This is a genomic window from Nocardia sp. NPDC050630, assembly GCF_044457245.1.
Lineage (GTDB): Bacteria > Actinomycetota > Actinomycetes > Mycobacteriales > Mycobacteriaceae > Nocardia.
This window is the reverse complement of sequence record NZ_JBITGN010000001.1, coordinates 820,265-846,313: the sequence shown is the minus strand read 5'-3', so window position 1 is coordinate 846,313 and position 26,049 is coordinate 820,265. Positions and strand designations below refer to the sequence as shown.

Annotated in this window: 27 protein-coding genes and 1 pseudogene; 14 read left to right on the top strand and 14 right to left on the bottom strand. The window is 65.0% G+C overall.

Going from position 1 to position 26,049, the window contains the following annotated elements; genetic code table 11:
- Positions 1-206: 206 nt before the first annotated feature.
- On the bottom strand, positions 207-584 hold the full coding sequence (locus ACIBG0_RS03805) for a nuclear transport factor 2 family protein (RefSeq protein WP_397028914.1): 378 nt from the start codon (positions 582-584) through the stop codon (positions 207-209).
- An 88-nt stretch (positions 585-672) separates the two neighbouring features.
- Between ACIBG0_RS03805 and ACIBG0_RS03800 the strand changes: the two genes are divergently transcribed.
- Positions 673-1,452, top strand: a complete 780-nt coding sequence (locus ACIBG0_RS03800; protein ID WP_397028912.1) for a helix-turn-helix domain-containing protein — start codon at positions 673-675, stop codon at positions 1,450-1,452.
- A 3-nt stretch (positions 1,453-1,455) separates the two neighbouring features.
- Here the strand turns inward: ACIBG0_RS03800 and ACIBG0_RS03795 are convergent, their stop codons facing one another.
- Entirely contained in the window at positions 1,456-2,076 is a 621-nt protein-coding gene (locus tag ACIBG0_RS03795; protein ID WP_397028910.1) for a hypothetical protein, read from the bottom strand.
- A gap of 434 nt (positions 2,077-2,510) precedes the next feature.
- Here ACIBG0_RS03795 and ACIBG0_RS03790 point away from each other — a divergent pair, with 434 nt between their 5' ends.
- Positions 2,511-3,563 (top strand): isopenicillin N synthase family dioxygenase, encoded by a 1,053-nt coding sequence (locus tag ACIBG0_RS03790; protein ID WP_397028908.1) that lies wholly within the window; start codon positions 2,511-2,513, stop codon positions 3,561-3,563.
- Between the two features lie 9 nt (positions 3,564-3,572).
- On the opposite strand, the gene ACIBG0_RS03785 is transcribed toward ACIBG0_RS03790, so the two are convergent.
- Positions 3,573-4,439 (bottom strand): MetQ/NlpA family ABC transporter substrate-binding protein, encoded by an 867-nt coding sequence (locus ACIBG0_RS03785; RefSeq protein WP_397028907.1) that lies wholly within the window; start codon positions 4,437-4,439, stop codon positions 3,573-3,575.
- Between the two features lie 131 nt (positions 4,440-4,570).
- Here ACIBG0_RS03785 and ACIBG0_RS03780 point away from each other — a divergent pair, with 131 nt between their 5' ends.
- The 3 genes from ACIBG0_RS03780 to ACIBG0_RS03770 are packed head-to-tail and all read left to right on the top strand — an operon-like array spanning position 4,571 to position 7,133.
- Complete coding sequence (locus tag ACIBG0_RS03780) at positions 4,571-5,446, top strand: MetQ/NlpA family ABC transporter substrate-binding protein (RefSeq protein ID WP_397028905.1); 876 nt, start codon at positions 4,571-4,573, stop codon at positions 5,444-5,446.
- Positions 5,443-6,462, top strand: coding sequence for a methionine ABC transporter ATP-binding protein (locus tag ACIBG0_RS03775; RefSeq protein ID WP_397028903.1), 1,020 nt, complete (start codon positions 5,443-5,445; stop codon positions 6,460-6,462). The genes ACIBG0_RS03780 and ACIBG0_RS03775 overlap by 4 nt, the downstream gene beginning before the upstream one ends.
- Positions 6,463-6,470: 8 nt before the next feature.
- On the top strand, positions 6,471-7,133 hold the full coding sequence (locus ACIBG0_RS03770) for a methionine ABC transporter permease (protein WP_397028901.1): 663 nt from the start codon (positions 6,471-6,473) through the stop codon (positions 7,131-7,133).
- Between the two features lie 68 nt (positions 7,134-7,201).
- On the opposite strand, the gene ACIBG0_RS03765 is transcribed toward ACIBG0_RS03770, so the two are convergent.
- Both ACIBG0_RS03765 and ACIBG0_RS03760 read right to left on the bottom strand, forming a co-directional pair.
- Positions 7,202-7,639, bottom strand: coding sequence for a DUF4189 domain-containing protein (locus ACIBG0_RS03765; protein WP_397028899.1), 438 nt, complete (start codon positions 7,637-7,639; stop codon positions 7,202-7,204).
- 277 nt (positions 7,640-7,916) lie between these two features.
- Positions 7,917-8,165: a hypothetical protein gene (locus ACIBG0_RS03760; protein ID WP_397028897.1), complete on the bottom strand. Its 249-nt coding sequence runs from the start codon at positions 8,163-8,165 to the stop codon at positions 7,917-7,919.
- Positions 8,166-8,276: 111 nt separating this feature from the next.
- On the opposite strand from ACIBG0_RS03760, the gene ACIBG0_RS03755 reads away from it, so the two are divergent.
- Entirely contained in the window at positions 8,277-9,800 is a 1,524-nt protein-coding gene (locus ACIBG0_RS03755) for a hypothetical protein (protein ID WP_397028895.1), read from the top strand.
- Between the two features lie 34 nt (positions 9,801-9,834).
- Here ACIBG0_RS03755 and ACIBG0_RS03750 read toward each other — a convergent pair whose 3' ends face one another.
- From ACIBG0_RS03750 to ACIBG0_RS03720, 7 genes are read right to left on the bottom strand one after another with little or no spacing between them, the layout of a single operon-like run.
- The gene (locus ACIBG0_RS03750) at positions 9,835-10,206 is read right to left on the bottom strand and encodes a metal-sulfur cluster assembly factor (protein ID WP_397028893.1); all 372 of its coding nucleotides are present in this window, start codon (positions 10,204-10,206) and stop codon (positions 9,835-9,837) included.
- Positions 10,203-10,697 (bottom strand): Fe-S cluster assembly sulfur transfer protein SufU, encoded by a 495-nt coding sequence (gene sufU, locus ACIBG0_RS03745; protein ID WP_397028892.1) that lies wholly within the window; start codon positions 10,695-10,697, stop codon positions 10,203-10,205. The genes ACIBG0_RS03750 and sufU overlap by 4 nt, the downstream gene beginning before the upstream one ends.
- 3 nt (positions 10,698-10,700) lie before the next feature.
- Complete coding sequence (locus ACIBG0_RS03740; RefSeq protein ID WP_397028890.1) at positions 10,701-11,954, bottom strand: cysteine desulfurase; 1,254 nt, start codon at positions 11,952-11,954, stop codon at positions 10,701-10,703.
- A 1-nt stretch (position 11,955) separates the two neighbouring features.
- A complete protein-coding gene (gene sufC, locus ACIBG0_RS03735; protein ID WP_397028888.1) occupies positions 11,956-12,732 on the bottom strand; it encodes a Fe-S cluster assembly ATPase SufC in 777 nt (258 codons plus the stop codon).
- A 39-nt stretch (positions 12,733-12,771) separates the two neighbouring features.
- On the bottom strand, positions 12,772-13,983 hold the full coding sequence (gene sufD / locus ACIBG0_RS03730; RefSeq protein WP_397028886.1) for a Fe-S cluster assembly protein SufD: 1,212 nt from the start codon (positions 13,981-13,983) through the stop codon (positions 12,772-12,774).
- Positions 13,983-15,419, bottom strand: coding sequence for a Fe-S cluster assembly protein SufB (gene sufB / locus ACIBG0_RS03725; RefSeq protein WP_397028884.1), 1,437 nt, complete (start codon positions 15,417-15,419; stop codon positions 13,983-13,985). The genes sufD and sufB overlap by 1 nt, the downstream gene beginning before the upstream one ends.
- Positions 15,416-16,222, bottom strand: coding sequence for a helix-turn-helix transcriptional regulator (locus tag ACIBG0_RS03720; protein WP_397030184.1), 807 nt, complete (start codon positions 16,220-16,222; stop codon positions 15,416-15,418). The genes sufB and ACIBG0_RS03720 overlap by 4 nt, the downstream gene beginning before the upstream one ends.
- 370 nt (positions 16,223-16,592) lie before the next feature.
- Between ACIBG0_RS03720 and mptB the strand changes: the two genes are divergently transcribed.
- The 5 genes and pseudogenes from mptB to ACIBG0_RS03695 all read left to right on the top strand — a co-directional run.
- Positions 16,593-18,341, top strand: coding sequence for a polyprenol phosphomannose-dependent alpha 1,6 mannosyltransferase MptB (gene mptB / locus ACIBG0_RS03715; RefSeq protein WP_397030182.1), 1,749 nt, complete (start codon positions 16,593-16,595; stop codon positions 18,339-18,341).
- A 128-nt stretch (positions 18,342-18,469) separates the two neighbouring features.
- Entirely contained in the window at positions 18,470-19,402 is a 933-nt protein-coding gene (locus tag ACIBG0_RS03710; protein ID WP_397028882.1) for an ABC transporter ATP-binding protein, read from the top strand.
- Positions 19,399-20,190, top strand: a complete 792-nt coding sequence (locus ACIBG0_RS03705) for an ABC transporter permease (protein ID WP_397028880.1) — start codon at positions 19,399-19,401, stop codon at positions 20,188-20,190. Before ACIBG0_RS03710 ends, ACIBG0_RS03705 begins: the two co-directional genes overlap by 4 nt.
- A 141-nt stretch (positions 20,191-20,331) precedes the next feature.
- A complete protein-coding gene (locus tag ACIBG0_RS03700; protein WP_397028878.1) occupies positions 20,332-21,306 on the top strand; it encodes a heme A synthase in 975 nt (324 codons plus the stop codon).
- Between the two features lie 21 nt (positions 21,307-21,327).
- Positions 21,328-21,672: pseudogene (locus tag ACIBG0_RS03695) on the top strand (alpha/beta fold hydrolase); the annotation flags it as partial.
- 91 nt (positions 21,673-21,763) lie between these two features.
- Here the strand turns inward: ACIBG0_RS03695 and ACIBG0_RS03690 are convergent.
- Positions 21,764-22,600 (bottom strand): hypothetical protein, encoded by an 837-nt coding sequence (locus tag ACIBG0_RS03690; RefSeq protein ID WP_397028876.1) that lies wholly within the window; start codon positions 22,598-22,600, stop codon positions 21,764-21,766.
- Between the two features lie 186 nt (positions 22,601-22,786).
- Between ACIBG0_RS03690 and ACIBG0_RS03685 the strand changes: the two genes are divergently transcribed.
- Entirely contained in the window at positions 22,787-23,479 is a 693-nt protein-coding gene (locus tag ACIBG0_RS03685) for a type 1 glutamine amidotransferase domain-containing protein (RefSeq protein WP_397028874.1), read from the top strand.
- A gap of 507 nt (positions 23,480-23,986) precedes the next feature.
- Positions 23,987-24,664, top strand: a complete 678-nt coding sequence (locus tag ACIBG0_RS03680) for a respiratory nitrate reductase subunit gamma (protein WP_397028872.1) — start codon at positions 23,987-23,989, stop codon at positions 24,662-24,664.
- A gap of 5 nt (positions 24,665-24,669) precedes the next feature.
- Here the strand turns inward: ACIBG0_RS03680 and ACIBG0_RS03675 are convergent, their stop codons facing one another.
- A complete protein-coding gene (locus ACIBG0_RS03675; RefSeq protein ID WP_397028871.1) occupies positions 24,670-25,017 on the bottom strand; it encodes a hypothetical protein in 348 nt (115 codons plus the stop codon).
- A gap of 61 nt (positions 25,018-25,078) precedes the next feature.
- On the opposite strand from ACIBG0_RS03675, the gene ACIBG0_RS03670 reads away from it, so the two are divergent.
- Positions 25,079-26,044, top strand: a complete 966-nt coding sequence (locus ACIBG0_RS03670) for a quinone oxidoreductase family protein (RefSeq protein WP_397028869.1) — start codon at positions 25,079-25,081, stop codon at positions 26,042-26,044.
- The last annotated feature ends 5 nt before the right edge of the window (positions 26,045-26,049 follow it).

Genomic DNA, 26,049 nt, shown 5'->3' with positions numbered 1-26,049 from the left:
TCGTCACCAATATCGCGCAGCGCGATGCCGCCTCGGCGGCGCTGATGAGCCGCAAGGGTTCCTCCCCGCCGCATCGGTGACGCTGTTCGTCCGTCCTTTCGGAATGAGCCCCGAGGACGCCGCCCTGCCCGCGGCGGCGCCGGGCACCCAGCGGGGCGCTGATCCGCCGCGGCCGATTGGCCGATGCGGGCGCCCGCTAGCCCGGATCAGAACATGCCGTGCGGGAGCTGGTCGGCGTCGGGCACCGGTTGTACGACATCCCAGTGCTCGGTGATCACGCCGTCGACCAGCCGCCAGATATCCACCACCGCCACGCCACGATCATCGTCGGGCGCGATCATGTGGTAATGCACGACGGCGTATTCGGCATCGGTGATGACCCGTTTGATGTCGAGTCGGGCGGTGGCCACGGGTGCGTTCGCGGTGAACTCGATGAAGGCGTCTCGGCCGGACGGATTGCCCGGACTGTGCTCGATGAAGTTCTCGTGCAAGAGGTTTCGCAGTATTTCGATATTGCCCCGACTGAATTCGGCGAGGCCGTGCAGTAGGAGATCCTTATTGCGGGTTGCCAGGTTGTTCGTCATGCCGGTTACCGTCCCAAGAGCGTGGTAAGCCTGTCCATTACCCGACATGTAATGGCGGCGCCCCACCCGGCGTGGCGATACTGGCCGGGTGAATAGCGAACGACCCGTCGGGGCGCTGTTGCGCGAGTGGCGGCTGCGGCGCCGGCTCAGTCAGCTCGATTTATCCGTGCAATCGGGCATTTCGACACGGCATGTGAGTTTCGTGGAGAACGGGCGCACCATTCCCAGCCCGGCGATGGTCGAGCGGTTCGCCGAACATCTGGACATCCCGCTGCGTGAACGCAACCGGCTGCTGGTCGCGGCCGGGTATGCGCCGACATACCAGCATCGCGCACTCGACGATCCGGATCTTGTGCAGGCGCGGACCGCGGTCCGGCGGGTACTCGATGCCCACGAACCGTTTCCGGCGCTTGCCATCGATCGACAGTGGAATCTGTTGTTCGCCAATACGGCGGCGGACGTGTTCTTCGAGGGCGTGGCCGCGGAACTGCTGGAGCCACCGATCAACATGATGCGAATCGGTCTGCATCCCAAGGGATTCGCGCCGCGTGTGCGGAATATCGAACAGGTGCGTGGGTTCCTGCTGCCACGCCTCGCGCGGCAGGCGGAACTGTCCGGCGACCCCGTATTGGCAGCGCTGCACAGGGAACTGAGTGCGTTCACATCGGAAGGCGTTTTTCCGCAGGTCGATCCGTCCGAGGTAGCGCTGCCGATCCAGCTCGAGCATCGCGGCACCCAGCTGTCGCTGTTCAACACAATCATGCGGTTCGGCGCCGCCTTCGATGTGACGCTCGACGAGATCGCCATCGAGTCCTACTTTCCCGCCGATCAAACCACCAGCGCATACCTGCACGCGCTCGCCAGGTGATCTTCAGGACTCGGCGGCCCGCGCTTTGCCTTCCTCGAAGAAGTCGAGCAGGGCGGCAGCGTTGTCGACCTCCTCGCGCGCACGCACCGCGCCGAACGGGGCATTCCAGAATTCGCCGGTGCGCGGTGTCCACGGGCCGACATAGGCGTACGGTCCCGGATGCACCGAATCTCCGGGCGACACACCGTAATTGACCTCATTGACGGTGCTCGACAGATCGAAATGCTCCGGCCACAGCACCGGGATGACATCGGGCGCCGTGCAGCGCAGCGTCGAATCCCCGAGCGCGAACCAGTCCGCGATGATGCGCGCGGCCTCTGGATCGACAGCGAGCTGATCACCGGGGTCGACTCCGGTGGTGTCGGCGTAGACAGCGGCCGGCGACTCGGGTTGGAAGCCCGCGGTGGCGGCGACCTTGTCGAAGGTGCCCGCGAGCGCGACCCGGCCTTCCGGCCACACCAGATCGGTGCCGACCACCGACACCGGCCACTGCGCACCACCGAAACCACCGTGCACCACCCGTAGTCGGATGGTCCCGTACCGCCGATATTGTGGGCCCGCGATCAACAACTCCCCCACCGCGTGCAGCGCGAGCCGGGTGTCCTGATAGGTGATGTCGTCCACTCGGAAATCATCGCCGCTGCGGCCCGCTCGCGCTGCCGAATCGCGCCAGCGAAATCAGCGGGGGACGGTGATGACCAGCGGATCTCGGCGGTGCAGGCTGCTCATGCAGCTGGATTCGAACCACTCGCCGATGTGCTGACCGGGTTCGATGTCGCCTGAACTGTTCGGCCGCATACGCGGCGCCCGGCCGACAGCGGCATCGGGGCGACCGGGATCAGCGCACCTTCGTCGGCGCGCATGCCCCGGGCGTCGGGTGCGGGCAGCAGATCGCCCTGGGCCGAGTGCCGTGGCCCAGCCGATATGGGCTCATCATCAAGGGCGTGCCGACCATCTGGCTCAGGAAGGGCTGTCTCATCCCGGCCCGCATGGCGAGATCAGCAAATTCTGATTGCTGTCGCTTATCATCGATATGTTGTCGAGGGAAGGACACGGTAGTGGAATTCCGAGTGCCGGTCATCGATATCTCGCCCTACGTCGGCGATGGTTCCGCGGCCGAGCGGCGGGCCGTCGCCCGCGAAATCGACACCGCCGCAAGCACCGTCGGCTTCATGCAGATCACGGGCCACGCCATCCCACAGCCGGTGCTGGACGACTTCGCGTCCGCTATCGACAGTTTCTTCGAACTCGACCCAGCGATAAAGCAGGGCTATCGCACTCCGCCCGAAATCAATCGTGGCTACTCCCCGCCCAAGAGCGAGAGCCTCAGCCTGAGCCTCGGCGTCACATCCGCCACCCGCATGAACGATTATTTCGAGGCCTTCAATGTGGGCATCCCGGCGGCCGCCTATCCGGAGGTCGAGTTGTCCGCGAGCGACTATGCCGAAAATCTCTGGCCGACAGAGGTTCCCGGCTTCCGCTTACCCGTGGAGACCTATTTCGCGCACGCCGCCCGCATCGCTCGGACCCTCACGAGCATCTTCGCCGACGCCCTCGAGCTGCCTCCGGGCTACTTCACCCGGTTCACCGACCATTCCCTCGACGTCCTGCGGATGAACAACTACGCGTTGCCGCCCGGCACCGTGCAGCTGGACGGCGAACTCACTGGTATGGGCGAACACACCGACTACGGCATCGTCACCGTCTTGTGGGCGGATCAGGTCCCCGGCCTTCAGGTTGTCGGCGCCGATAACCGGTGGCACGATGTGCAGCCCGCCGACAATGCCCTGCTGGTCAATCTCGGCGATGTGATGGCGCGTTGGACCAACGAACGCTGGCTGTCCACTCTGCATCGGGTCATGCCACCGATCACCGACGGCACCATCCAAAGACGCCGCAGCGCAGCGCTTTTCCACGACGGCAATCCGGATGCCGTCATCGAAACGCTGCCCTCCTGTCTCGGCGAGGGCCGCAAATACGCCCCGATCACCGTCGCCGAGCACCTGCGCACGAAACTCGCCGGTTCTCGTGCCCTGCAACCCAATACCAATGCCACCTGGGAGGCGTCACGAGCCCTCGCGGTGGCAGGCACCGAACATCCCAAGGAGTGAGCGCGCCACTCACTTGCGGAATTCGGTCTCCAACTCTGCCAGCGTGGCTTGCAGATCTGCCGCAGTATTCGTCTTGAAGATGCCCTGGAATCCGGCCTCCGCCCGAATGGCCGCCTCCACCTCGGGATCGTGGTAGAGCTGCACCAGCGCGAGCAGTTTCGGGTTGTCCTTGTCTTCGGCGCGGGCGGCGAAGATATTGATGTACTGCTGGAGTTCCGGGCGTTCCGGATCATCGGTGAAGATGGTCTCGTTCTTGGTGAGACCCGCGGGGCGGGCGAAGGTGTCGTCGACGAATGCGGCGTCGACACTCTCGAGGGATTGCGCGGTCAGCGTCGGATCGATGGTCTTCAGCGTCACCCGCGACGCCTCGGTGTCCACATCCTCGATCTTCGAATTCCAGCTCGCACCGCCCTTCAGCACGATCAGTCCGGCGGCGGCCAAGCCGAGCAGCGGGCGGACCTGGTTGGCGGGGTTGTTGCTCAAGGTGATCTGGCCGCCCTTGGGGATCTCCGCGACCGACTTGTGCTTGCGCGAGTACAGCGTGAGCGGGTAGATCTCGGTCGCGCCGATGGGCACCAGGGTGTCGTTGTTGCGGACGTTGTAGTTGGCCAGATACCGCACGTGTTGGAACTTGTTGAGATCGAGGCGGCGTTGTGCCAGTGCGGGATTCGGCTGGTTGTAGTCGGTGAAGTTGACGAATTCGACGTCGATACCTTGTTCGGCGGCCTTTTTCTTGTAGACATCCCAATGCGGCAGCGAGATGTCGTTCACACCGATGCGCACGACATCGTCGTGGTGCTCCCGACCGCACCCGCCACCGCCGGCCGCCAGGGCGAGAGGCAGGAGAATCATCAGAACACGGCGCAGCAATCGCATTACCAGCAACCTAGACGCTCGTCCAGCTAGTTGCCAGGGTTTCGCTCAGCACAATCCAAACCGTTGTCCGCCTGCTGGACGCATCGCTTGGATTACCGGGTTCATATTGCGACAAGCATTCGGGAGCACGAGTGAAATTCCATCGGGTACTGGCGATCCCGGTCCTGGTAGCCACCGCGGCCCTCACCCTGACGGCGTGCGGCAACAACGACAAGGCTTCCTCCGACAACGTAGTGCGCATCGGCACCACCGACAAGGACCACGCCTGGGACGTCTTCGAGGAGAAGGCCAAGGCGCAGGGCATCAACTTGCGAATCACCAACTTCTCCGATTACAAGCAGCCGAATCTCGCACTGTCACAAAAGCAGATCGATCTCAATCTGTTCCAGCATCTGCAGTTCCTCGGCGCCTACAACGTCGCCAATAACGACACCCTGACGCCGATCGCCGCCACCTACATCGTGCCGCTCGGGCTCTACTCCAAGAAGCACAAGTCGCTCGCGGATCTGCCGCAGGGCGCCGAGATCGCGATCCCGAACGATCCGACCAATCAGGCGCGGGCGCTGTTCGTGCTGCAAGCTGCCGGTTTGCTGAAGCTCTCCGGCGACAGCAAAGCGCCGACGCCCGCGGATATCGATAAGGGCGCATCCAAGGTCAAGGTGACCCCGGTCGACGCGGCGCAGACCGCGCTCTCGCTGGCCTCTGTCGACGGATCGATCATCAACAACACCTTCCTCGATCGCTCCGGCATCGACCCCAATTCGGCGCTCTACAAGGATGATCCGAAGAATCCGGCGGCCGAGCCGTACATCAATGTCGTGGTGTCCAGGGCCGAGGACAAGAACAACGAGCTGTATCAGAAGGTGGCCCAGCTCTGGCACGATCCGCAGGTGCAGCAGGCACACGCCGAGGTCACCAAGAACACCGCGGTCGAAGTGAAGCGCAGCGGTCCCGAGCTGGAGCAGATCCTGGCCAGGGTGCAGCAGACCATCAAAGACGGCAAGTGAGCGAGCAGCAGGTTCCCGCGGTCGAATTCCGCTCGGTCACCAAGGTTTTCGGCAAGGGGACGGATAAGCAGGTCGCGCTCGACGATATCGATCTGCGTATCGAGCAGGGCGAAATCTTCGGTGTGATCGGCTATTCCGGTGCGGGCAAGAGCACGCTGGTCCGGCTGATCAACGCGCTGGAAAAGCCGACAACCGGCACCATCGAGGTCTCCGGCACACCCATCACGGGTGTGCGGGAGGCGCAGGTGCGCCGCATCCGCCGAGATATCGGGATGGTGTTCCAGCAGTTCAACCTGTTCCGGTCGCGCACGGCCGCAGGCAATATCGAGTATCCGCTGAAGGTCGCGGGCTGGAAGCGCGCCGAACGCAAGGCACGGGTCAAGGAGCTGCTCGAGTTCGTCGGGCTCGAGGATAAGGCCCGCAGCTATCCTGATCAGCTCTCGGGCGGTCAGAAGCAGCGAGTCGGCATCGCCCGGGCGCTGGCAACCTCGCCGTCGCTGCTGCTCGCCGACGAATCGACCTCGGCGCTGGATCCGGAGACCACCGGTGAGGTGCTGCGACTGCTGAAGAAGATCAATCGCGAACTCGGCGTCACCATTGTGGTGATCACGCACGAGATGGATGTGATCCGCGCGGTGGCTGATCGCGTCGCGGTGCTGGCGGAGGGCAAGATCGTCGAATTGGCCAGCACATTCGAGGTTTTCGCGACCCCGCAGGCGATGCCGACGCAGTCGTTCGTGGAAACCGTGCTGCACAATCGGCCCGATGCCGAAGAACTGCGGCGCCTCGGTGAGCTGCACGGTGGGCGGTTGGTCACCGTGGATATCGATGACAAGCGCGGGATCGGTGCGGCGCTGGCCGCGGCCGCGCGTGCGGGTGTCGAGTTCGAAGTGGTGTACGGCGGAGTGAGTACGTTGCAGGACAAGACATTCGGCAGCGTCACGCTGGCATTGCATGGATCGGATGACGATGTGGACAAGGTGGTCGAAACGTTCGATCACCGGGTCGGTGGATAGGGGGACTCGTGCATACGGATTGGGACAAACTCCGGCCGGTACTGACCGAGGCCATCGGCACCACCATCTATCTGGTGCTGCTCACCTTCGTGGTCGGCGGATTGATCGGGCTGTTCCTCGGCACCGCCCTCTACACCACCCGCAAGGGCGGACTGCTCGCGAATGCGCCGATCAATGTGCTGCTCAATGTGGTGGTGAATGTGGTCCGGCCGATTCCGTTCATCATCCTGCTGGCGGCACTCGGCCCGGTCACCCTCGAAGTGGTCGGGACGACGATCGGTACAGAGGCCGCGGCCTTCGTCATGATCGTGGCGGCATCCTTCGGTATCGCCCGCATCGTGGAGCAGAATCTGGTCACGGTGGATCCGGGCGTGATCGAGGCGGCCAGGGCCGTCGGCGCCGGTCCGCTGCGGATCATCCTGACACTGCTGATCCCGGAAGCGTTGGGGCCCTTGGTGCTCGGCTACACCTTCGTGGTGATCGCCATCGTCGATATGTCCGCCATGGCGGGCACGGTAGGCGGCGGTGGGCTGGGTGATTTCGCGCTGGTCTACGGGTATCAGCGCTTCGACTGGCAGGTCACGCTGGTCGCGACGTTGATCATTATCGTCGGCGTGCAGGGCATCCAGTTCATGGGCAATTTCATTGCCCGAAAGGTGTTGCGCCGCTGATCCCTCGGCGCGGCCACAACCGAGTGCGCTCTCGACGCGGATCGTGTCGAGAGCGCACTCGGCTTACCTCAGCTCGCGTTCGCGGTGCACTGCGAATCGACGATGCGGGGTTCGCGCGGCGCCGAGCTGCCGAAGTTCAGCAGCGGCGGCGGTGCCGTCGGCCCGGCATTGGCGATCGCCTGTTGCTCGGCCTCGGCCCGTGTCGGCGCCCAAGCCCAGCCCAAGTGATCATCGCCATTGCGGGCCACGGCCGCGCACGAATTGGCGAACTGCACGATGACATGGCAGCTGGACAGTCCGCATTGCTGCACCGCGGCACGATCCGAATCCGCCCAGTTCGAGTAGTTGTACGCCCATCCGAGAGTCGCATCGCCGCGAGCGGACACCGAAATCGCCAGCGAGCCGTAGAGACCATCCTCCGCCTGCGCGGCACCGGCCCCGCCAGCGACGAACGCACCCGCGGACGCGGCCACCAGACCCATGGCAGCCTTGGACGATAGTGACATGTGTTGCGCTCCCCAGTTCCGAAAATAGCTTCGCTCGAATCCTGACCGCTCCGATCCGAATTGTCCAAATCTTTGTATCACCAGGGCTGGACATCGGTTGGGCAGCGACCTCGCAACGCCACAGTATCTCGCGCCGGCGATGTCATACGGCGGCTCCACGGCGGCAGCACCTCTCGCCAGTCCGCAGCGAATTCGCCAGCGCGACGACCATCATGATCACCAGGTGGATCGGCGCCAAGTGCCCTGCCAGACGGCGCGTCATCAATCAGATGTGTGGTCACGCGCCGGTCGGCACCAGTACCAGCATGGCCGCGCCCGAGACGCTGCTCGCCCGGCGCCGAAGCACCAGCAGCACGGCAGCGATCAACTCCAGCCCGTCGACCACGAACCGCGTTTTCGGAGGAAATCCCCACTCCACGAACTTCTCCGAATAGTCCGACCCGAAAACATAGGCGCGGGCCGGAACTTGGTTGGGAAGCCCCCGGTCCGCCGCGACACCCCTGCCGACGCGCCGATATAGTGACACCTTTTGTCGCCAAAACCCTGCTCTTTGAGTGCCTTTCGGATTCTCGCGGGACGTCCGTGATGAATACCGTTGGGAGGTCGACTGTGCAGGCGAGATGGAGGGTGACCCTCGATGCTGGTTGTCAACGAACGGGACATACAAGGGGCCGAACAGTGCGTGCTCGAATGGATACGGACTTGGAATGGTCAATACGTCATTGTGGGGCTTGCTGTTTCGGGGTATCCCATCCCCGATGACGACACACGTGACGCAACACGGCAGACGGACGTGGTGGTCATCACTCCGCGCGCCGTGGTCGTGATCGAAGCCCAGAACACCGATGCGGAGTCTGTTCCGCTGCGCGACGATGATCCACTCGACCTGAGCCGGCTGGTGCGCGGGCAGCATCCGGATGCCTTCGTCGATCGGCTGGTCGTGGCCGTGCCGCCCGGAGAAGCGGCCGTCACAACGGAGCGCGAATCACGGAAGTCCGGCGGTACCGTGGTCGGCTCGTCGACGGAGCTGCGCGCCTGGTTCCTTCGAACGGCGAACCGGAAGCTGATCTGGACCGCGGAGCAGGCATACGAATTGCTCGGCGAGCTCGGCCTTTCGCATGTGGTCACGGTCGAAGAGCTGGTGGCCGAGGGGTTTCCGTCGCAAACCGGACGACCCAAGCGTTCCGCGTCGAAGGTGCTGGTGCCAGCCTATGCGTCGGCCGCGGTCGGTGCCGCGGCACTTCCCAACGACGCTCGTATGTCGTCGGAGCGCTCAGCTGCATACCCACCGTGGCTGCCGACCGAGATCGACGAAGCGCCGCCGGAAAACGAGGCACTATCGCGGCCCGAAATCGAGCAGCACGCCCTGGTATCCGCCCCGCCGCAGGCAGAGTCGCAATCGCTGGACCATCCAGACGCGATGCAGGCGCAGTCGGATGCCCAGTTGTCCTCGGCATTCACCGACAGTTGGTCGTCGTGGATCGAGTCCGATGAATCGTTGGACGAGCCTGCGCCGCGCCGTGGTCTCGACCGCCGAGGTCGTTCGCACCGAGAGCCGCGCCTGCGGAATTGGCTGCCGAAACCGATCTCACCGATTCTTGTGGCAACGGCGGCAGCGAGAAATCAGCCTCCGGCTTCGGTCGCGCAGGCAAAGGGGCCGCAGCGTTCGACCGAGACCGGGTCCTTGCCGGACATTGAGCCGCAGCCCGTATCACCGAAACAGACCCAACCTCCGGTGATCGTTGAGGCGCAGCCGGTTTCGGCACAAGCACCACCGCTTTCATCGGCGTTCGAGGCGCAACCGCCGACGAAGGCCCAGCCGCGACCGGTGCGATTGTCGCAGCCGGGCAACGCTCCCGCCGCGCGTCCGCATCGGGCTTCGGCTCCTCGGCTGGCGGCCGCGGTGCGCCGCTGCTTTGTCGCCGTGGCTGCCACCGGGATGAAACTCATCGCGGGCCTGCCGCAACTGCTTGCGACGGCGGTGGTAGTCGGGGCGATAATCGCCACGAGCTGGTTACTTATCTCCGAAGGGATGCACCCGAAACCAGCTGTCGTAGAGCCCCGGCCGGAATCGAGCACGGAACCGGCAGGGCAGCTGAAACTGCCAGCCACATCCGAGCCACCTGCGGCACGGTGTTTCCCATTCCAACAGCAGTGCTGATCAGCGCTGCTGTCGCCGCAGTGAGTTAGCGGTCCTAGACCGTGAAGCCCAAGGCGCGCAGTTGCTCGCGACCGTCTTCGGTGATCTTGTCGGGCCCCCACGGGGGCATCCAGACCCAGTTGATCTTGAGGTCTTCGACCAGACCGGAGCGGACCAGCGCGTTGCGGGATTGGTCCTCGATGACATCGGTCAGCGGGCAGGCCGCCGAGGTGAGGGTCATATCGAGGGTGGCGATATTGTCCTGGTCGACGCTCATGCCATAGACCAAGCCGAGGTCGACGACATTGATGCCGAGTTCGGGATCGACGACGTCGCGCATCGCCTCCTCCATATCCTCGAGCTGCTTGATGTCCTCGGCCGAAAGTTCGACCTGCTCGGTCGTTTCGGTAGCCGGTGTCTCACTCATGACGTTTTTCCATTCGTGGAGATATCGCTGCCCATGGTCCGTTTGGCCTCTTCCGCGGAGCTTATCCGGATCACCGCGTCCTTGAACGCCAGCCAGCCCAGCAGTGCGCATTTGACCCGCGCCGGGTACTTGGACACCCCGCTCAGCGCGATACCATCGCCGATCATGTCCTCGTCGCCTTCGACGGTGCCGCGGCTGGAGATCATCTCGTTGTAGGAGTCGACCACCTTCAGTGCCTGCTGCACCGGCAGTCCGATCACCTGATCGGTGAGGATCGAGGTGGCGGCCTGACTGATCGAACAGCCCTGACCGTCGTAGGACACATCGGCGACGTCACCGTTGTCGTCGAGTTGGACGCGCAAGGTCACCTCGTCACCGCAGGTCGGGTTGACGTGGTGCACCTCGGCGCCGAACGGCTCCCGTAGCCCGCGGTGATGCGGGTGCTTGTAGTGATCCAGGATCACTTCCTGGTACATCTGCTCCATGCGCATGTCTTATGCAACTCCGAAGAAGTTCTGGGCCTTCCGCACCGCGGCTACCAGCTGATCTACCTCATCGAGAGTGTTGTAAACAGCGAAGGACGCACGCGCGGTGGCCGCAATGCCGAGACGACGCATCAGCGGCCAAGCGCAGTGGTGGCCAACGCGCACGGCCACACCCTCGTCGTCGAGAATCTGCCCGACATCATGGGCGTGGATGCCCTCGACCACGAACGACACCGCGCCGCCCCGATCGATATTCTCGGTCGGTCCGACGATCCGCACGCCCGCGATCCCCGCGAGTCCCTCCAGCGCCGCACCGGTGAGCGTCTGCTCGTGTGCCGCAACGGCTTCCATGCCGATCTGTTCGAGATACCGCACGGCCGCGCCCAATCCGACCACCTGTGAGGTCATCGGCACACCGGCCTCGAAACGCTGTGGCGGCGGCGCGTAGGTGCTGCCCTCCATGGTGACGGTCTCGATCATCGAACCGCCGGTAATGAACGGCGGGGTCTCCTCGAGCAGCGCGCGCCGCCCGTAGAGCACGCCGACACCGGACGGGCCGAGCATCTTGTGCCCGGAGAACGCGGCGAAATCGACCCCGAGCTCACGGAAGTTCACCGGCATATGCGGCACCGACTGGCAGGCATCCAGCACCGTGAGCGCGCCGACTTCCTTTGCCCGACGCACCAGTTCGGCGACATCGGTGACCGCACCGGTCACATTCGACTGGTGGGTGAACGCGACAACCTTCGTGGCAGGTGACAATTCGAGCGAATCTAGATCGATCCGGCCGTCCTCGGTGATGCCGTACCACTTCAGAGTCGCACCGATACGGCGCGCGAGTTCCTGCCACGGCACGAGATTCGCGTGGTGCTCGAGCTCGGTGATGACGACCTCGTCGCCGGGGCCAACGTGATACGGGAACCGGTCGTCGGCGAACGAGTAGGTCACCAGGTTCAGCGATTCGGTCGCGTTCTTGGTGAATACGATCTCATCGGCGTCCACGCCGACGAATCGGCCGATATCGGCACGCGCGCCCTCGTACGCGTCGGTCGCCTCCTCGGCGAGCTGGTGCGCACCGCGGTGCACGGCCGAATTGCTCTCGATCAGGAACTGCCGTTCCGCGTCCAGTACCGCGAGCGGACGCTGCGAGGTCGCGCCGGAGTCCAGGTACACCAACGGCTTCCCGTCCCGAACCGTGCGGTTCAGGATCGGGAAGTCGGCCCGGATCCGGGCGACGTCGAGGGTGCGGACCATGGCGGTCATATCAGGCTCCAGCGGTAGCGGTCTGGGTAAAACGTACGTAGCCGTTCGCGTCGAGTTCTTCGGCCAGCTCGGCGCCGCCCTCGGCGACGATGCGGCCGCCGACGAAGACATGCACGAATTCGGGCTGGATGTAGCGCAGGATGCGGGTGTAGTGCGTGATCAGCAGCACGCCGCCGTTCTCGCGCTCCTTGTAGCGGTTGACGCCCTCGGAGACGATGCGCAGTGCGTCGACGTCCAGGCCGGAGTCCGTCTCGTCGAGGATGGCGATCTTCGGCTTGAGCAGGCCCAGCTGCAGGATCTCGTGGCGCTTCTTCTCACCACCGGAGAAACCCTCGTTCACGCTGCGCTCGGCGAAGGCGGCGTCGATTTCCAGCTCGTTCATCGACTCCTTCACCTCCTTGACCCAGGTGCGCAGTTTGGGGGCCTCGCCGCGGACCGCGGTGGCCGCGGTGCGCAGGAAGTTCGACATCGAAACACCGGGGACCTCGACGGGGTACTGCATGGCCAGAAACAAACCCGCGCGCGCCCGCTCGTCGACGGACATCGCGAGGACGTCCTCGCCGTCGAGAGTGATCGAACCGGAGGTCACCTTGTACTTCGGGTGCCCGGCGATCGCGTACGACAGGGTCGACTTGCCGGAGCCGTTGGGGCCCATGATCGCGTGGGTCTCACCGGAGGAGATGGTGAGGTTCACGCCCTTGAGGATCTTGATGGGCTCGCCGGACTCGTCCGGGTTGGCGACCTCGACGTGCAGGTCCTTGATTTCCAGGGTGGTCATCGAATTCGAATTCCTTTGTGGGGAGTGGTTTTCAGTCGGTTAGACGCCGATCGCGGCGAGTTCGGCCTCGATGGCCGCCTCCAGCCGCTCCCGGATCTGGGGGACCGCGATCTTCTGGATGATCTCGTGGAAGAAGCCGCGCACGACCAAGCGGCGGGCCGCATCCTCCGGGATGCCGCGAGCGCGCAGGTAGAACAGCTGCTCGTCGTCGAAACGACCGGTCGCGGAGGCATGTCCGGCACCGACGATCTCACCGGTCTCGATCTCCAGGTTCGGCACCGAATCGGCGCGCGCGCCGTCGGTGAGCACCAGATTGCGGTTCACCTCGAAGGTGTCGGTGCCCTCGGCGGCGGCGCGAATGAGCACATCACCCACCCACACCGTGCGGGCATCGCCCTTGCGCGAATGCGGGTCGCCCTGCAGCGCACCCTTGTACAGCACATTGGACTTGCAGTGCGGCACCGCGTGATCGACGAGCAGGCGCTGCTCGAAGTGCTGACCGGCGTCGGCGAAGTAGAGGCCGAGCAGTTCGGCGTCGCCGCCGGGACCGTCGTAGCGAATGTTCGCGGTGAGGCGGACCAGATCGCCGCCCAGTGTCACCGCGATATGACGAAGGGTGGCGTCGCGACCGAGCTTGGCGTGGTGCGCGGTGGTATTCACGGCGTCGTCGGCCCAGTCCTGGACCGCGACGACGGTCAACTTCGCGCTGTCACCGAGCACGAATTCGACATTCTCGGCGTAGGTTCCGCTGCCGCGCTGGTCGATGACCACGGTGGCGACGGCGAAATTGCCGAGGCGAATCTGCAGGTGCCCGTAGGCGGTCTTACCCTCGCCGGGACCGGTGACCGTGAGGACGACCGGCTCGGCGACCTCGGTCTCCGAGCCGACCGACACGACCGTCGCCGATTCGAAACCCGAATACGCCTGGGCGGCAACACGATCCGACGGCACGCCGGCCGCACCGAGGCGAGCATCGGTGCGCGCCACGGTCTCCACCCGCACGCCATCGACCGAGGAGACCTCGACCGTCGCCCGACCGTCGCGGACCGCGGTTCCATCGTGCAGACCACGCAGACGCCGCAGCGGGGTGAACCGCCACGCCTCGTCCTTGCCCGAAGGCACCTCGAAGGCGTTCACGTCGTAGGAGGTGAAGACCTCCCCCTTGTTGGTCGCGGCTCCTGCGCCCGGGTTCTGAATCGGCTTGGCCGTGGGATTCTCGCCCTCGACCGCTCCAATTACGCCAGTCGCCATCAGCCAACGGCCCCTTCCATCTGCAGCTCGATGAGCCGGTTCAGTTCCAACGCGTATTCCATCGGGAGCTCCTTGGCGATGGGCTCGACGAAGCCGCGCACCACCATCGCCATGGCCTCGTCCTCGGTGAGGCCGCGGCTCATCAGATAGAACAGCTGATCCTCGGACACCTTCGAGACGGTCGCCTCGTGGCCCATCGTCACGTCGTCCTCGCGGATATCGACGTAGGGGTAGGTGTCGGAGCGGCTGATCGTATCGACGAGCAGCGCATCACATTTCACGGTCGACTTGGAGCCGTGCGCACCCTTGTTCACCTGCACCAACCCGCGGTAGGAGGCACGACCACCGCCACGCGCCACCGACTTGCTGATGATGGTGGAGGAGGTGTGCGGCGCCAGGTGCAGCATCTTCGCGCCGGTGTCCTGATGCTGACCGGGACCGGCGAAGGCCACCGACAGGACCTCACCACGGGCGTACTCACCGGTCATCCAGACCGCCGGGTACTTCATGGTGACCTTGGAGCCGATATTGCCGTCGACCCATTCCATGGTCGCGCCCGCCTCGGCCTTGGCCCGCTTGGTGACCAGGTTGTAGACGTTGTTCGACCAGTTCTGGATGGTGGTGTAGCGGCAGCGGCCGCCCTTCTTCACGATGATCTCGACCACCGCCGAGTGCAGCGAATCGGATTTGTAGATCGGCGCGGTGCAGCCCTCGACGTAGTGCACGTAGGCATCCTCGTCGACGATGATCAGCGTCCGCTCGAACTGGCCCATATTCTCGGTGTTGATCCGGAAGTAGGCCTGCAGCGGAATGTCGACGTGCACGCCCGGCGGCACGTAGATGAACGAACCACCCGACCACACGGCGGTATTCAGCGCGGAGAACTTGTTGTCACCGGCCGGGATGACCGTGCCGAAGTACTGCTCGAAGATCTCCGGGTGCTCGCGCAGACCGGTGTCGGTGTCGAGGAAGATGACGCCCTGCTTCTCCAGATCCTCGCGGATGGAGTGGTAGACGACCTCGGACTCGTACTGCGCGGCGACACCGGCGACCAGACGCTGCTTCTCCGCCTCCGGGATGCCCAGCTTGTCGTAGGTGTTCTTGATGTCCTCGGGCAGGTCTTCCCAGCTTTCCGCCTGCTTCTCGCTGGAGCGCACGAAGTACTTGATGTTGTCGAAGTCGATGCCGTCCAGGTTCGATCCCCAGTTCGGCATCGGCTTGCGATCGAAGATGCGCAACGCCTTGAGCCGGTGCTCGAGCATCCACTCGGTCTCGTTCTTCTTGGCCGAGATGTCGCGGACGACAGCCTCGGACAGGCCTCGTTGCGCACTGGCACCGGCCACATCCGAATCGGCCCAGCCGTAACCGTATTTGCCCAGGGAAGCAATGGTTTCTTCCTGAGTGAGCGGTTGCACCTGGTCGGTGGTCGTCGTCATTCGGCACTCCTTCCGGAGTCGTTCGTACGTCCCGCTACGGGCTGTGCAGCGGTTTCATGGGAAGCGTTATCGGTGATAGGGAGAACGAACAGCGGCACATGGGTCGTGCACGCGCAGTCGCCGTTGGCGATCGTCGCAAGTCGCTGTACGTGAGTTCCGAGCAGGTCCCGGAAAGCCTCCAGTTCGGCCTCGCACAACTGCGGGAATTCCTCGGCGACGTGGGCCACCGGGCAGTGGTGCTGGCAGATCTGTACACCGGCGCCGACCTTGCGGGTAGATGCGGCGAATCCGGCGTCGGTAAAGGCATCGGCGATCTCGTCCGCCTTGGCCGTGGTGGATTCGGCGGTGTGTTCGGCGACCGGTTCGATGCCTTTGACAATGGTGCGCGCCCGCGTGCGCGCGAAATCGGCGATGGCCTGCTCGCCACCGATCTCACCGAGCTGGCGAATAGCCGCACCGGCCAGATCGTCATAGGCGTGGCCGAGCCGTCCCCGACCCGCGGCGGTCAGCTGATACTGCTTGGCGGGGCGGCCGCGTCCCTTCTGCTGCCACGGCGCCGAGTGGCTGGCCCGTGCCTGACCGGATTCGATCAGCGCGTCCAGATGCCTACGGACACCGGCCGGCGTCAGACCGAGCTTGGTGCCGATCGCGGTCGCCGTGATCGGCCCCTCTTCGAGCAGCAGCTTGACCACGGCGGCGCGAGTATGTCCCTCACCGCCCGTGACCAGGGGCGCGGGCGCAGCAAGGGACTCGGCACCGGTACGGCGACCGGCCCCTCGATCCTCGTCGTGCGGCAAACCCATGGTTTTCACAACACCAGTGTGACGGAATTCGTTCCCGGAATCTAATAAGGGTGCCCTGAGTTGACGGGACCGATGACCTGCACCGGAGCGTTTTTCGGGCGGCGTTCGGATGCGACAGGTTCACCACCTGCGAGTCTTGCGCGACGACCAGCCCGAGCCCGCGACAGAATTACGAGTGCGATTTAGGCCACACATCGGTGACGAAAATTCGTCAGCGCACCGTGAACAGCTTCATCGGGACCGAGCGCAGCGCTTCCACGGCGTGATCCGATCGGGGACGAGCGACGGCCGAACGCAGCGCGAACAAGCGCCGCGGTCCGTTCCGCGGGGCACCTGATACACCGGTGCTATCGGCTACGCTGACCGCGTGATGTCAGGCGAACACGGCGAACCGGGTGTCGAACGCAGCCGGTCGACCACCTCTGGCACCCTGACTCGCCTGCGTCGGACCGCGCCGATCAATACCGCTGTCGCGCTGGGGCGTCGGATCATCGGCCTGGATGTTGCACCCGACCACACCGTCGGCGACACCCTGCACATCAACGAACCCGAAGCCGCGGAACTCAACCCGCAGGAGACCGCGCAATTGCGCCGGGTCCGCCTGTTGGGCGCGACGGGTTCGGTCATGATGGCCATCGGCGCTCTCGGTCTCGGCGCCCAACCCACGCTGCAGAATCCGACTTACGGCAAGGCGATTCTCGGGCTGCCAGCGCGGGTGCACAATTCGGGGCTGGCGACGACCATGGTCGGCACGGTCATCGTGATGCTGGCCTGGCTGCTGCTCGGCCGATTCGCACTCGGCTTGCAGTCCAACCGCATTCGCCGCATCAGCCGATCTCAGCTGGACCGCACGCTGCTGCTGTGGATCATCCCGCTGTCGGTCGCACCGCCGATGTTCAGCCAGGACGTCTATTCCTATCTGGCCCAGGGGGAAATCGCGGCGAGCGGACTGGATCCTTACGATGTCGGCCCGGTACAGGGACTCGGCCAGGACCACATTCTGACGCGCAGCGTGCCCAATATCTGGCAGAATTCGCCCGCGCCATATGGCCCGCTCTCTATCTGGCTGGGCAAGGGCATCGCCGAGATCGTCGGCGACAATATGCTCGCCGGAGTTCTGCTGCACCGAATGCTGGCGCTGTTGGGTGTGGCCTGCATCGTTTGGGCACTGCCGCGACTGGCCCAGCGATGTCGAGTATCGCCCGTGGCCGCATTGTGGCTCGGCGCGGTGAACCCACTGGTGATATTCCATCTGGTATCCGGTGTGCACAACGAGGCCATGATGCTCGGCCTGATGCTGGTCGGATTGGAATATTGTCTGGCGGCCCTGGGCAATATCGGCCCGATACGCGGACACGCACTCGTCCTGCTTTTATCGGGCACCACCCTGATCGCGCTGTCCGCGATGGTCAAGATTCCATCGATGCTGGCACTGGCATTCGTCTGGATGGCCTTGAGCCGAAAATGGGGCGGCGATTGGCGTGCGGTGCTCAGAGCCGCGCTATTCCTCGGTTGTGTCACCGGCGCCGTCATGCTGGCGGTATGCCTGGGCAGCGGACTCGGTTTCGGCTGGATAGACACCCTGACCATGGCCAACTCGGTGCGCAGCTGGATGTCGCTGCCCACCGCGCTCGGTGTCGCTACCGGATTCGGCGGCGTGCTATTGGGATTGGGCGACCACACCACGGCACTGTTGAGCATCACCCGACCGATCGCGGCGCTTGCCGCCTCGCTGGTCGTGGTGCGGCTCATGGTGGCCACCTGGCGGGGTCGGCTGCATCCGGTGGGTGCACTCGGCGTCGCATTCGGCGCGGTCGTCCTGCTGTTTCCAGTGGTGCAACCCTGGTATCTGCTCTGGGGCATCGTCCCGCTGGCGGCATGGGCCAGCCGCCCCGCCTTCCGCGTGCCAGCCACGATCGCTTCCGCGGCAATCAGCGTCATGCTCATGCCATCGGGTAGCGAAATCCCACCCTTCGTCCTTATCTATGCGGCCTGCATCACCGTTCTCACCTGCACACTGATGATTCTGGCCACCCGCAAGTCGCTGCCGTGGCGGCTACACCAGCTAGGCGCGGATACGGCGCCCACCGCGGCCGGTCCTGCCGGACCGCAGAGTTGACGAGGCAGGGGTGTCGTCCGGGTCACATCCGTCGACGGCTTACGGTGTGACACCGTGAGGGAGCGAAGCGAGCGAACAATGGGCACAGCACCCTTGGACGCGACCGAGCCGAGCACCGAGGCGCGATGGTGACCGCAGCCTCGGAACCCGCCGTCCGCATCGACGGCGTCGTCAAGCGTTACGGCGAGACCATCGCCGTCGACCGGATCAGCTTCGTCGTCGAGCAGGCACAGGTGCTGGCCCTACTCGGCCCCAACGGCGCGGGTAAGACCACGACGGTCGAAATGTGCGAGGGATTCCTGACCCCGGATGCCGGTTCGGTGCGGGTGCTCGGGCTGGATCCGATTGCCGACTCCGACCGATTGCGGCCGCGCATCGGCGTCATGCTGCAAGGCGGCGGCGCCTACCCGGGTGCGCGGGCAGGCGAGATGCTCGACCTGGTCGCCGCCTACTCCGCCGATCCGCTCGACCCCGAGTGGTTACTGAAAACCCTTGGCCTACAGGACAATCGGCGCACGCCGTACCGACGTCTCTCCGGCGGCCAGCAACAGCGGCTCGCCTTGGCCTGCGCGCTGGTCGGGAAGCCGGACATCGTCTTCCTCGACGAACCCACCGCGGGTCTGGACGCACAGGCCCGGCTCATCGTGTGGGAGCTGATCGACGCACTGCGCCGCGACGGCGTTACGGTGCTGCTCACCACGCACATGATGGACGAGGCCGAGCAACTGGCCGACCAACTGGTGATCATCGATCACGGACAGATCGTCGCCTCCGGGACACCCGCCGAAGTGACCGCACACGGCGCGGCCGGCCAACTGCGCTTCACCGCGCCACCCAAACTCGATCTGCACCTGCTGAAAACCGCCCTGCCGGAAGGCTTCTCGCCGCGCGAGACGACTCCCGGACAATATCTCGTCGAGGGCGAGATCGATCCGCAGGTGCTGGCGACGGTGACCGCGTGGTGTGCGCAGCAGAATGTGCTGGCGACCGATATCCGGATCGATCAGCGTCGGCTCGAGGATGTCTTCCTGGAACTCACCGGACGGGACCTACGCGGATGAACCAGCCGGAGCTCGCCGGAAACCGCTTCGCGCCGGGCACTTTCACCCCCGATCCGCGTCCGAGCGGTCGCGTCGCCATGATGACCGCGCAGACCCGGCTCGAGTTGATCCTGCTGCTGCGCAATGGCGAACAGTTACTGCTCACCATGTTCATTCCGATCACACTGCTGGTCGGGCTCAGCCTCTTGCCGTTTGGGGATCTCGGGGAGGACCGCGTCGACAAGATCGTGCCCGCGGTCATGATGGTCGCGGTCATGTCGACCGCCTTCACCGGACAGGCCATCGCGGTCGGATTCGACCGGCGCTATGGCGCGCTCAAGCGACTCGGCGCTACCCCACTCCCCCGCTGGGGCATCGTGGCTGGCAAGAGCGCCGCAGTACTGATTGTGGTCGTACTGCAGGCAATTCTGTTGGGGGCCATCGGATTCGGGCTCGGCTGGCGACCGGAACTCGCTGGACTCGGGCTCGGCGCGCTGGTGATCGCGCTGGGCACAGCGGCTTTCGCGGCAATGGGCCTGCTGCTCGGCGGCACACTCAAGGCGGAAATCGTGCTGGCCTTGGCGAATATCCTCTGGTTCGTCATGCTCGGCATCGCGAGCATCGTGTTCGCCTCCGATGGTCTGCCCGCAGCGGTGAATGTGCTGGTGCGGTTGGTGCCATCCGGAGCGCTGGCCGACACGCTGGAAGACGCCATGCGCACCACCATCGACTGGTTCGGCATCGCCGTCCTCGCCGCATGGGGCGGCATCTCCGCCTTCCTCGCCACCCGCTTCTTCCGCTTCGACTGACCCGATCAAGATCAGGTGGCAATGGTGGCGCGGGCTTCTCGCGACGCCGCCATAGTGTGCACCTGATCTTGATCGAGGGGCAACGACGGAATGTAGTAGACCGGGTGCGGGGGGTGGGAGGGGCCCCGCTACGATTGTTGGGTGCTGTATCGCGCGTTTCTGCGGCTCGTCGATTTACTTCCGCTGCCCTCGTTGCGGGTGCAGCGATTGATTGCTGTCGCGGTCATCGTGTCACAGGCGGGAATCGCCGTCACGGGGGCGATCGTGCGGGTCACGGCGTCTGGGCTCGGGTGCCCGACTTGGCCACAGTGTTTCCCGGGCAGCTTCACTCCGACCGGGGTGGCCGAGGTTCCGGTGCTGCATCAGACCGTCGAGTTCAGCAATCGCATGCTGACCTTCGCGGTGACGCTGTGCGCGGCGCTCATAGTGCTCGCCGTCACACGGGCCCGTCGCCGTCACGAGGTGCTGGTGTACGCGTGGTTGATGCCCGGCGGCACGGTACTGCAAGCGATCATCGGCGGCATCACCGTGCGCAGCGGTTTGCTGTGGTGGACGGTGTCGGTGCATCTCTTGGCGTCGATGCTGATGGTGTGGGTCGCGGTGGTCATGTTCGCGAAGGTGAGCGAACCCGATGACGGCATCGAGGTGATCCAGGCGCCCGCACCTCTGCGCTGGCTCACCGGACTGAGCGGTGTCGCGCTCGCCGGTGTCCTCATCGCGGGCACGCTGGTCACCGGCGCGGGACCGCACGCCGGCGATAAGAGCATCGAACGACCGGTCGAACGCCTGCAGGTCGAGATCGTCACCCTGGTGCATCTGCACGCGCAGCTGCTTGTCGGCTATCTCGCACTGCTCATCGGATTGGCCTTCGGACTCTTCGCCGTCGGCATCGCCCCCGCCGTCCGCACCCGTCTGTTCGTCCTGCTCGGGCTGGTCAGCGCCCAATCCCTGGTCGGCGTAATCCAGTACTTCACCGACGTTCCCGCCGCCCTGGTCGCCACTCACGTCGGTGGCGCCGCAGCCTGCACCGCCGCCACCGCCGCCCTCTGGGCGGGCCTGCGCACCCGCGAACGCGTCTCAGCCCCGATCCCCAACTCCACCGAACAGTTGGCATAGCGCCTCGCACACGCTGTGCGGATGGGCCCATCAGCGTCGAGTACCGAAGCGCCACCACCGTTCCCGAATATCGAGCCGTATGAGCGCGGACTGCTCGATGTCGGCGACGCAAAGCGGGTCCATTGGGAGACCAGCGGCAATCCCGACGGCAAGCCCGCGCTCGTCGTGCACGGCGGACCAGGCAGCGGCGGCCAGCACGGATCGCGAAAGTTGTTCGATCCCAACCTGTATCGGATCGTGATCTTCGACCAGCGCGGCTGCGGGGAATGCCTCCCGCATGCCTCGGATCCCGCTGCGGGTATGGCGCACAACACCACTGACCATCTGATCGCGGATATGGAGCGGTTGCGCAAGCATCTCGGGGTGACCGATCAGATTATCGGTATGGTCGAGGCCGAATTCCTGGCGAAGATCGCCGACGGCGCGATCGTCGCCCCCCACGCAGGCGCGGCGTCAACTATGCGAACCGCGGCCGCGTGACGCGCGCGAGCGTTCGGATCAACGCATCCGATGCCAGTTGCCCACGTTCGATCCGCAGCCCGGCGTAGCACGGATCGCCGTTGTCGACGAGCCCGACGATCATCGGCTCATCCAATTGCTCTGCGGCGAAGGCGTATATCTGCTCCAACTTCGGCACGATCAGCCCGTAGTCGAGCGCCCGTGCCACCCGTCCCTCCATCGCGAGCACCGCATCGACGGACATATTCACCAGCGGATACACCTCGGGAAAGACATTGCGCAGGTCGAGAAACAGCCGAACCGAGCTGCGGCGCGGATCAGCCGACCAGCCGCCGAGGCCCCCCAACCGGCCGAGGGCGAGCGTCGGTCGCGCCACCAGGACGTGTGTGAACAGCACCCGCATGAGCGTCACATTGATCATCAGCCGTTCGGCGGGCAGTTCGGCCGCGGCCAACTCCTGATGTTCCAGATAACCTGCGACGATGCTGCGATTGTGCGCCCGGTACCACGCAGCGGGCGAAGGGGTCGTGAGGAAGTCGAGCCATAGCCTGGCCCCGGGCGTCGAGCCATCGCGCGCACCGGCACGATGCAGCAGCGCTGCCTCCAGCTTGTCGTGCAGCAGGCGGTCGTTGATGGCCCGCCACCACGGGCTGCCGGCCTCGGCGTGCAGCACGCCGCGGCCGAGTTCCCACTGCAGGAAGGCGACTTCGGCCCGACCGTAGGCGCGGAGTTGCGGTGGATAGAAGCTTTCGGCGAGCGCGACACGCCGCTGCGCGTCGGAATGCGCGGCACCGACCCGCCGAGCCGCCAGCTCGCTTGCCTTATCCGCGTTCATCGTCCCCTACTTTACGATCTGGACGTCGCCCACACCCGCAACCGGATACGCACAGCATTCTGATGTCTCTTATAGGCGTTCGTATTGCTGGTCCGATGAATGGGTACCTAACGTCGACATCGCTACGAACTGGCACGCTGGATAGGCAACAGTGCATCGCCCAATTTTCCGATCAGGAGGCACACGATGTCGAAGGTTCTCTTCGTCATGACCGGCGTCGATCACTGGACGCTGGCCGATGGCACCAAACATCCGACCGGCTATTGGGCCGAAGAGGTGGTGGCGCCGTATAAGGCCATCAAGGCGGCGGGTCACCAGATCGTGGTTGCGACTCCCGGCGGTGTCGTACCGACCGTCGACCAGGGCAGTCTCGCGCCCGAGGTCAACGGCGGCGCGGACGGTGCCGCACAGATCGCACGGACCTTGGCCGACGCGGCGGAACTGCGCAGTCCGATCCGGCTCGAGGATGTCGACTCGGCCGACTACGACGCGGTCTACTACCCGGGCGGACACGGCCCGATGGAGGATCTGTCGGTGAACACCGACTCCGGCGCATTGCTCAATGCCGCGCTGGCCTCGGACAAACCGCTCGGCGTCGTCTGCCACGCGCCCGCCGCGCTGCTCGCGACCGCCATCGACGGCGATTCCCCGTTCGTCGGCTATCGGGTCACCGGGTTCACCAATGCCGAAGAGACACAAGCTGGTTTGGCCGATAAGGCCAAGTGGCTGCTGCAGGATCGACTGGTCGAGCTCGGTGTCGATTTCCGTGAGGGCGAGCCGTGGGCACCGCATATCGAGGTCGATCGCAATCTCTACACCGGTCAGAATCCAGCATCGTCGGCACCGCTCGCGGCGGAGATCGTCAAAGCCCTTGGCTGACGCCTCCTGGACCGCGGCGGTGCTGGATGCCACGCGTCGCCGCCTGATCCGCTACGGCCATCCTCCTCGGCCGGGTATCCTGGCGGGTCACCGAACCCGATGAGGCACTGATCATCTCCGGATTCCGCGCGGGTGAACGACAGACCTTCGGCGCGAGCATGGGCTTCCGGATCGTCACCGGCCGCGACAGTCTGTTCGCACCCAGCTCGACCAAGGTGCGCCGAATCTCGTTGGAGCATACGAAAGCCACATCCAGCAGTAGATCAGTTCGCAGCTGGCCGGTGCCGTGGTCTACAAGATCGGGGAGGACTATCGGTCCATCGGGGAATGCGCACAACAGCGAGGTCGAACTCCCGAGTTGGACCGCGAGTCGGCGGCGATCGTCGAACGGCGCGCCGCCGACTCCCGAAGTACCCCTTGGTAAGGGACGTTGGTCCCTTGTCCGACATTCGGCGTCTCTGCGACCGTGATGCGTCCGATCGTCTGCAAGCCGAAAGCGAACTACCCGTGACATCGCTGTTGTGGATCGTGCTGCCCTACAGCGCGTTCGTGTCGTTCGTACTCGGTCACGTGTGGCGCTACCGGCGCGACGGTTTCCGCAATTACACCCGCTATCCGGAGATGGACCGCAGCCAACGGTTCGGATCGACGGCATTCCGGTCCGGAGTCTGCCTCATAGTCGTCGTCCGCCTGATCAAGGTGTTCACCGCCGAACCACATGCCCGCCCCTCCGGTGCGCTGCACGTGGTCGCCACGATCGTGCAGATCGGCGGTGTCGCCGCGGCCTCGGTCGGAGCTGTGTTGCTGTTCCTACCGGATCTGATCGCGGGTCCGTCGCATCCGGTGATCACGCCGCTGGACCGAATCACCTTCCCGGCCTTGTCGGCCGCGCTGCTGTCGGGGGTGATCATCGAATACGATCCGACCACGGTGGCGCGCGAATATCGAACGGGGGAAACGCTTTTCGCCTGGTTCCGTTCGCTGTGCACCATCGATCCGCATCCCGAGGCCATGCAGCATGCACCGCTCATCTACCAGGCGCGCGGCTTGATCCTGCTGCTGACCCTCGGTATCTGGCCCTTCACGAGGCTCGCGGGCATCTTCGCGGGCCCGGTCGTTCGGCTGGTCCTGCGCGCCGTCCCACGCGGGTCTCGCGAATTGGACGGCGCGGCTACGCGAGCCTGAACGGCTCAGTTCTCGTTGCGCGCCTTGGGAAAGCGGGTCTGCCGGGCGACCCAACCGGCCATCTTGGCCCAGTGCCCCTTGCGGGGGGTAACCACTGAAATCAGCTCGCGATCCCATTCGTCGGCCTCGGTAAGGCCGTTGACGGTTTCGACCAATTCCTTGGCTGTCGTCAGATCGTCGACCACACGGTCGCCGAGGACACCGTCGGAACCGACCAGGGTGACGCGCACGCCCGCGCGGCCGATCGGCTGCAGTACGGCGGTGGCGGAGCCGCCGTGCTCGGCGACGAATCCCTTGACCGAATCCACCAGAGAACCCGACAGCCGCACTGGGGCGGCGGCTTCAACACTCATGCCGGCTAGTTTACTGACCGGTACGTTCGGGTCCAGCCCCCGTGGGTGTAGAACGGATCTCATGCGCGCTATTCAGGTTTCCGAGCACGGCGGTCCCGAAGTCCTGAACTACGTCGAGGTGCCGGATCCGCAGATCGGTCCGGATCAGCTGCTCGTCGACACCGAGGCGATCGGCATCAACTTCATCGACACCTATATCCGCACCGGCCGCTACCCGCAGGCGGTTCCCTATATTCCCGGCGCCGAGGGCACCGGCGTGGTGGCCGAGGTCGGGGCGAATGTGACCGAATTCGCCGTTGGCGACCGAGTCGCCTGGGCGGCCGCGCCCGGTAGCTATGCCAAGCGGGTCGCGGTACCGGCGGCGGTCGCGGTCAAGGTGCCCGATGGTGTCGAAGCACCGGTCGCCGCCTCGGCGCTGCTGCAGGGTATGACGGCGCACTACCTGATCGAATCGATCTACAAGCCCGAACCCGGCGAGACCGTGCTGGTGCACGCGGGCGCGGGTGGCGTTGGTCTTGTGCTCACCCAGCTCGCCGTCGCGCGCGGTGTGCGGGTGATCACCACCGTCTCCTCGGACGCCAAGGAGAAGCTGTCCCGCGAGGCGGGCGCGAGTGAGGTCCTGCGCTACACCGATGATCTTGCCGATCGAGTCCGCGCACTTACCGAGGGCATCGGCGTCGCGGCCGTATACGACGGTGTCGGCGCGGCCACTTTCGAGGCCAGCCTCGCATCTCTGCGGGTACGCGGCATGCTCGCCCTCTTCGGGGCGGCCAGCGGCCCGGTCCCGCCCTTCGATCTGCAGCGACTCAACCCGGCGGGCTCGCTGTTCGTCACCCGCCCCACGCTGGTGCACTACACCCGCGATCGCACCGAATTGCTTTGGCGTGCAACCGATATCTTCAACGCGATCGCCAACGGTATCTTGCACGTGCGGATCGGAGCCACCTATCCGCTTGCCGAGGCCGAGCAGGCGCACCGCGACCTGGAGGGCCGCAAGACCACGGGTTCGATCGTTCTGCTGCCGTAACGCAC

Coding starts and splice junctions, on each gene's coding strand:
- sufB (WP_397028884.1), bottom strand. CDS start 15,419: ATGACGACGACCACCGACCAGGTGCAACCGCTCACTCAGGAAGAAACC.
- sufD (WP_397028886.1), bottom strand. CDS start 13,983: ATGGCGACTGGCGTAATTGGAGCGGTCGAGGGCGAGAATCCCACGGCC.
- ACIBG0_RS03670 (WP_397028869.1), top strand. CDS start 25,079: ATGCGCGCTATTCAGGTTTCCGAGCACGGCGGTCCCGAAGTCCTGAAC.
- sufC (WP_397028888.1), bottom strand. CDS start 12,732: ATGACCACCCTGGAAATCAAGGACCTGCACGTCGAGGTCGCCAACCCG.
- ACIBG0_RS03740 (WP_397028890.1), bottom strand. CDS start 11,954: ATGACCGCCATGGTCCGCACCCTCGACGTCGCCCGGATCCGGGCCGAC.
- ACIBG0_RS03755 (WP_397028895.1), top strand. CDS start 8,277: ATGCTGGTTGTCAACGAACGGGACATACAAGGGGCCGAACAGTGCGTG.
- ACIBG0_RS03765 (WP_397028899.1), bottom strand. CDS start 7,639: ATGTCACTATCGTCCAAGGCTGCCATGGGTCTGGTGGCCGCGTCCGCG.
- ACIBG0_RS03705 (WP_397028880.1), top strand. CDS start 19,399: ATGAACCAGCCGGAGCTCGCCGGAAACCGCTTCGCGCCGGGCACTTTC.
- ACIBG0_RS03685 (WP_397028874.1), top strand. CDS start 22,787: ATGTCGAAGGTTCTCTTCGTCATGACCGGCGTCGATCACTGGACGCTG.
- ACIBG0_RS03675 (WP_397028871.1), bottom strand. CDS start 25,017: ATGAGTGTTGAAGCCGCCGCCCCAGTGCGGCTGTCGGGTTCTCTGGTG.
- ACIBG0_RS03720 (WP_397030184.1), bottom strand. CDS start 16,222: ATGGGTTTGCCGCACGACGAGGATCGAGGGGCCGGTCGCCGTACCGGT.
- mptB (WP_397030182.1), top strand. CDS start 16,593: ATGTCAGGCGAACACGGCGAACCGGGTGTCGAACGCAGCCGGTCGACC.
- ACIBG0_RS03805 (WP_397028914.1), bottom strand. CDS start 584: ATGACGAACAACCTGGCAACCCGCAATAAGGATCTCCTACTGCACGGC.
- ACIBG0_RS03785 (WP_397028907.1), bottom strand. CDS start 4,439: ATGCGATTGCTGCGCCGTGTTCTGATGATTCTCCTGCCTCTCGCCCTG.
- ACIBG0_RS03750 (WP_397028893.1), bottom strand. CDS start 10,206: ATGAGTGAGACACCGGCTACCGAAACGACCGAGCAGGTCGAACTTTCG.
- sufU (WP_397028892.1), bottom strand. CDS start 10,697: ATGCGCATGGAGCAGATGTACCAGGAAGTGATCCTGGATCACTACAAG.
- ACIBG0_RS03690 (WP_397028876.1), bottom strand. CDS start 22,600: ATGAACGCGGATAAGGCAAGCGAGCTGGCGGCTCGGCGGGTCGGTGCC.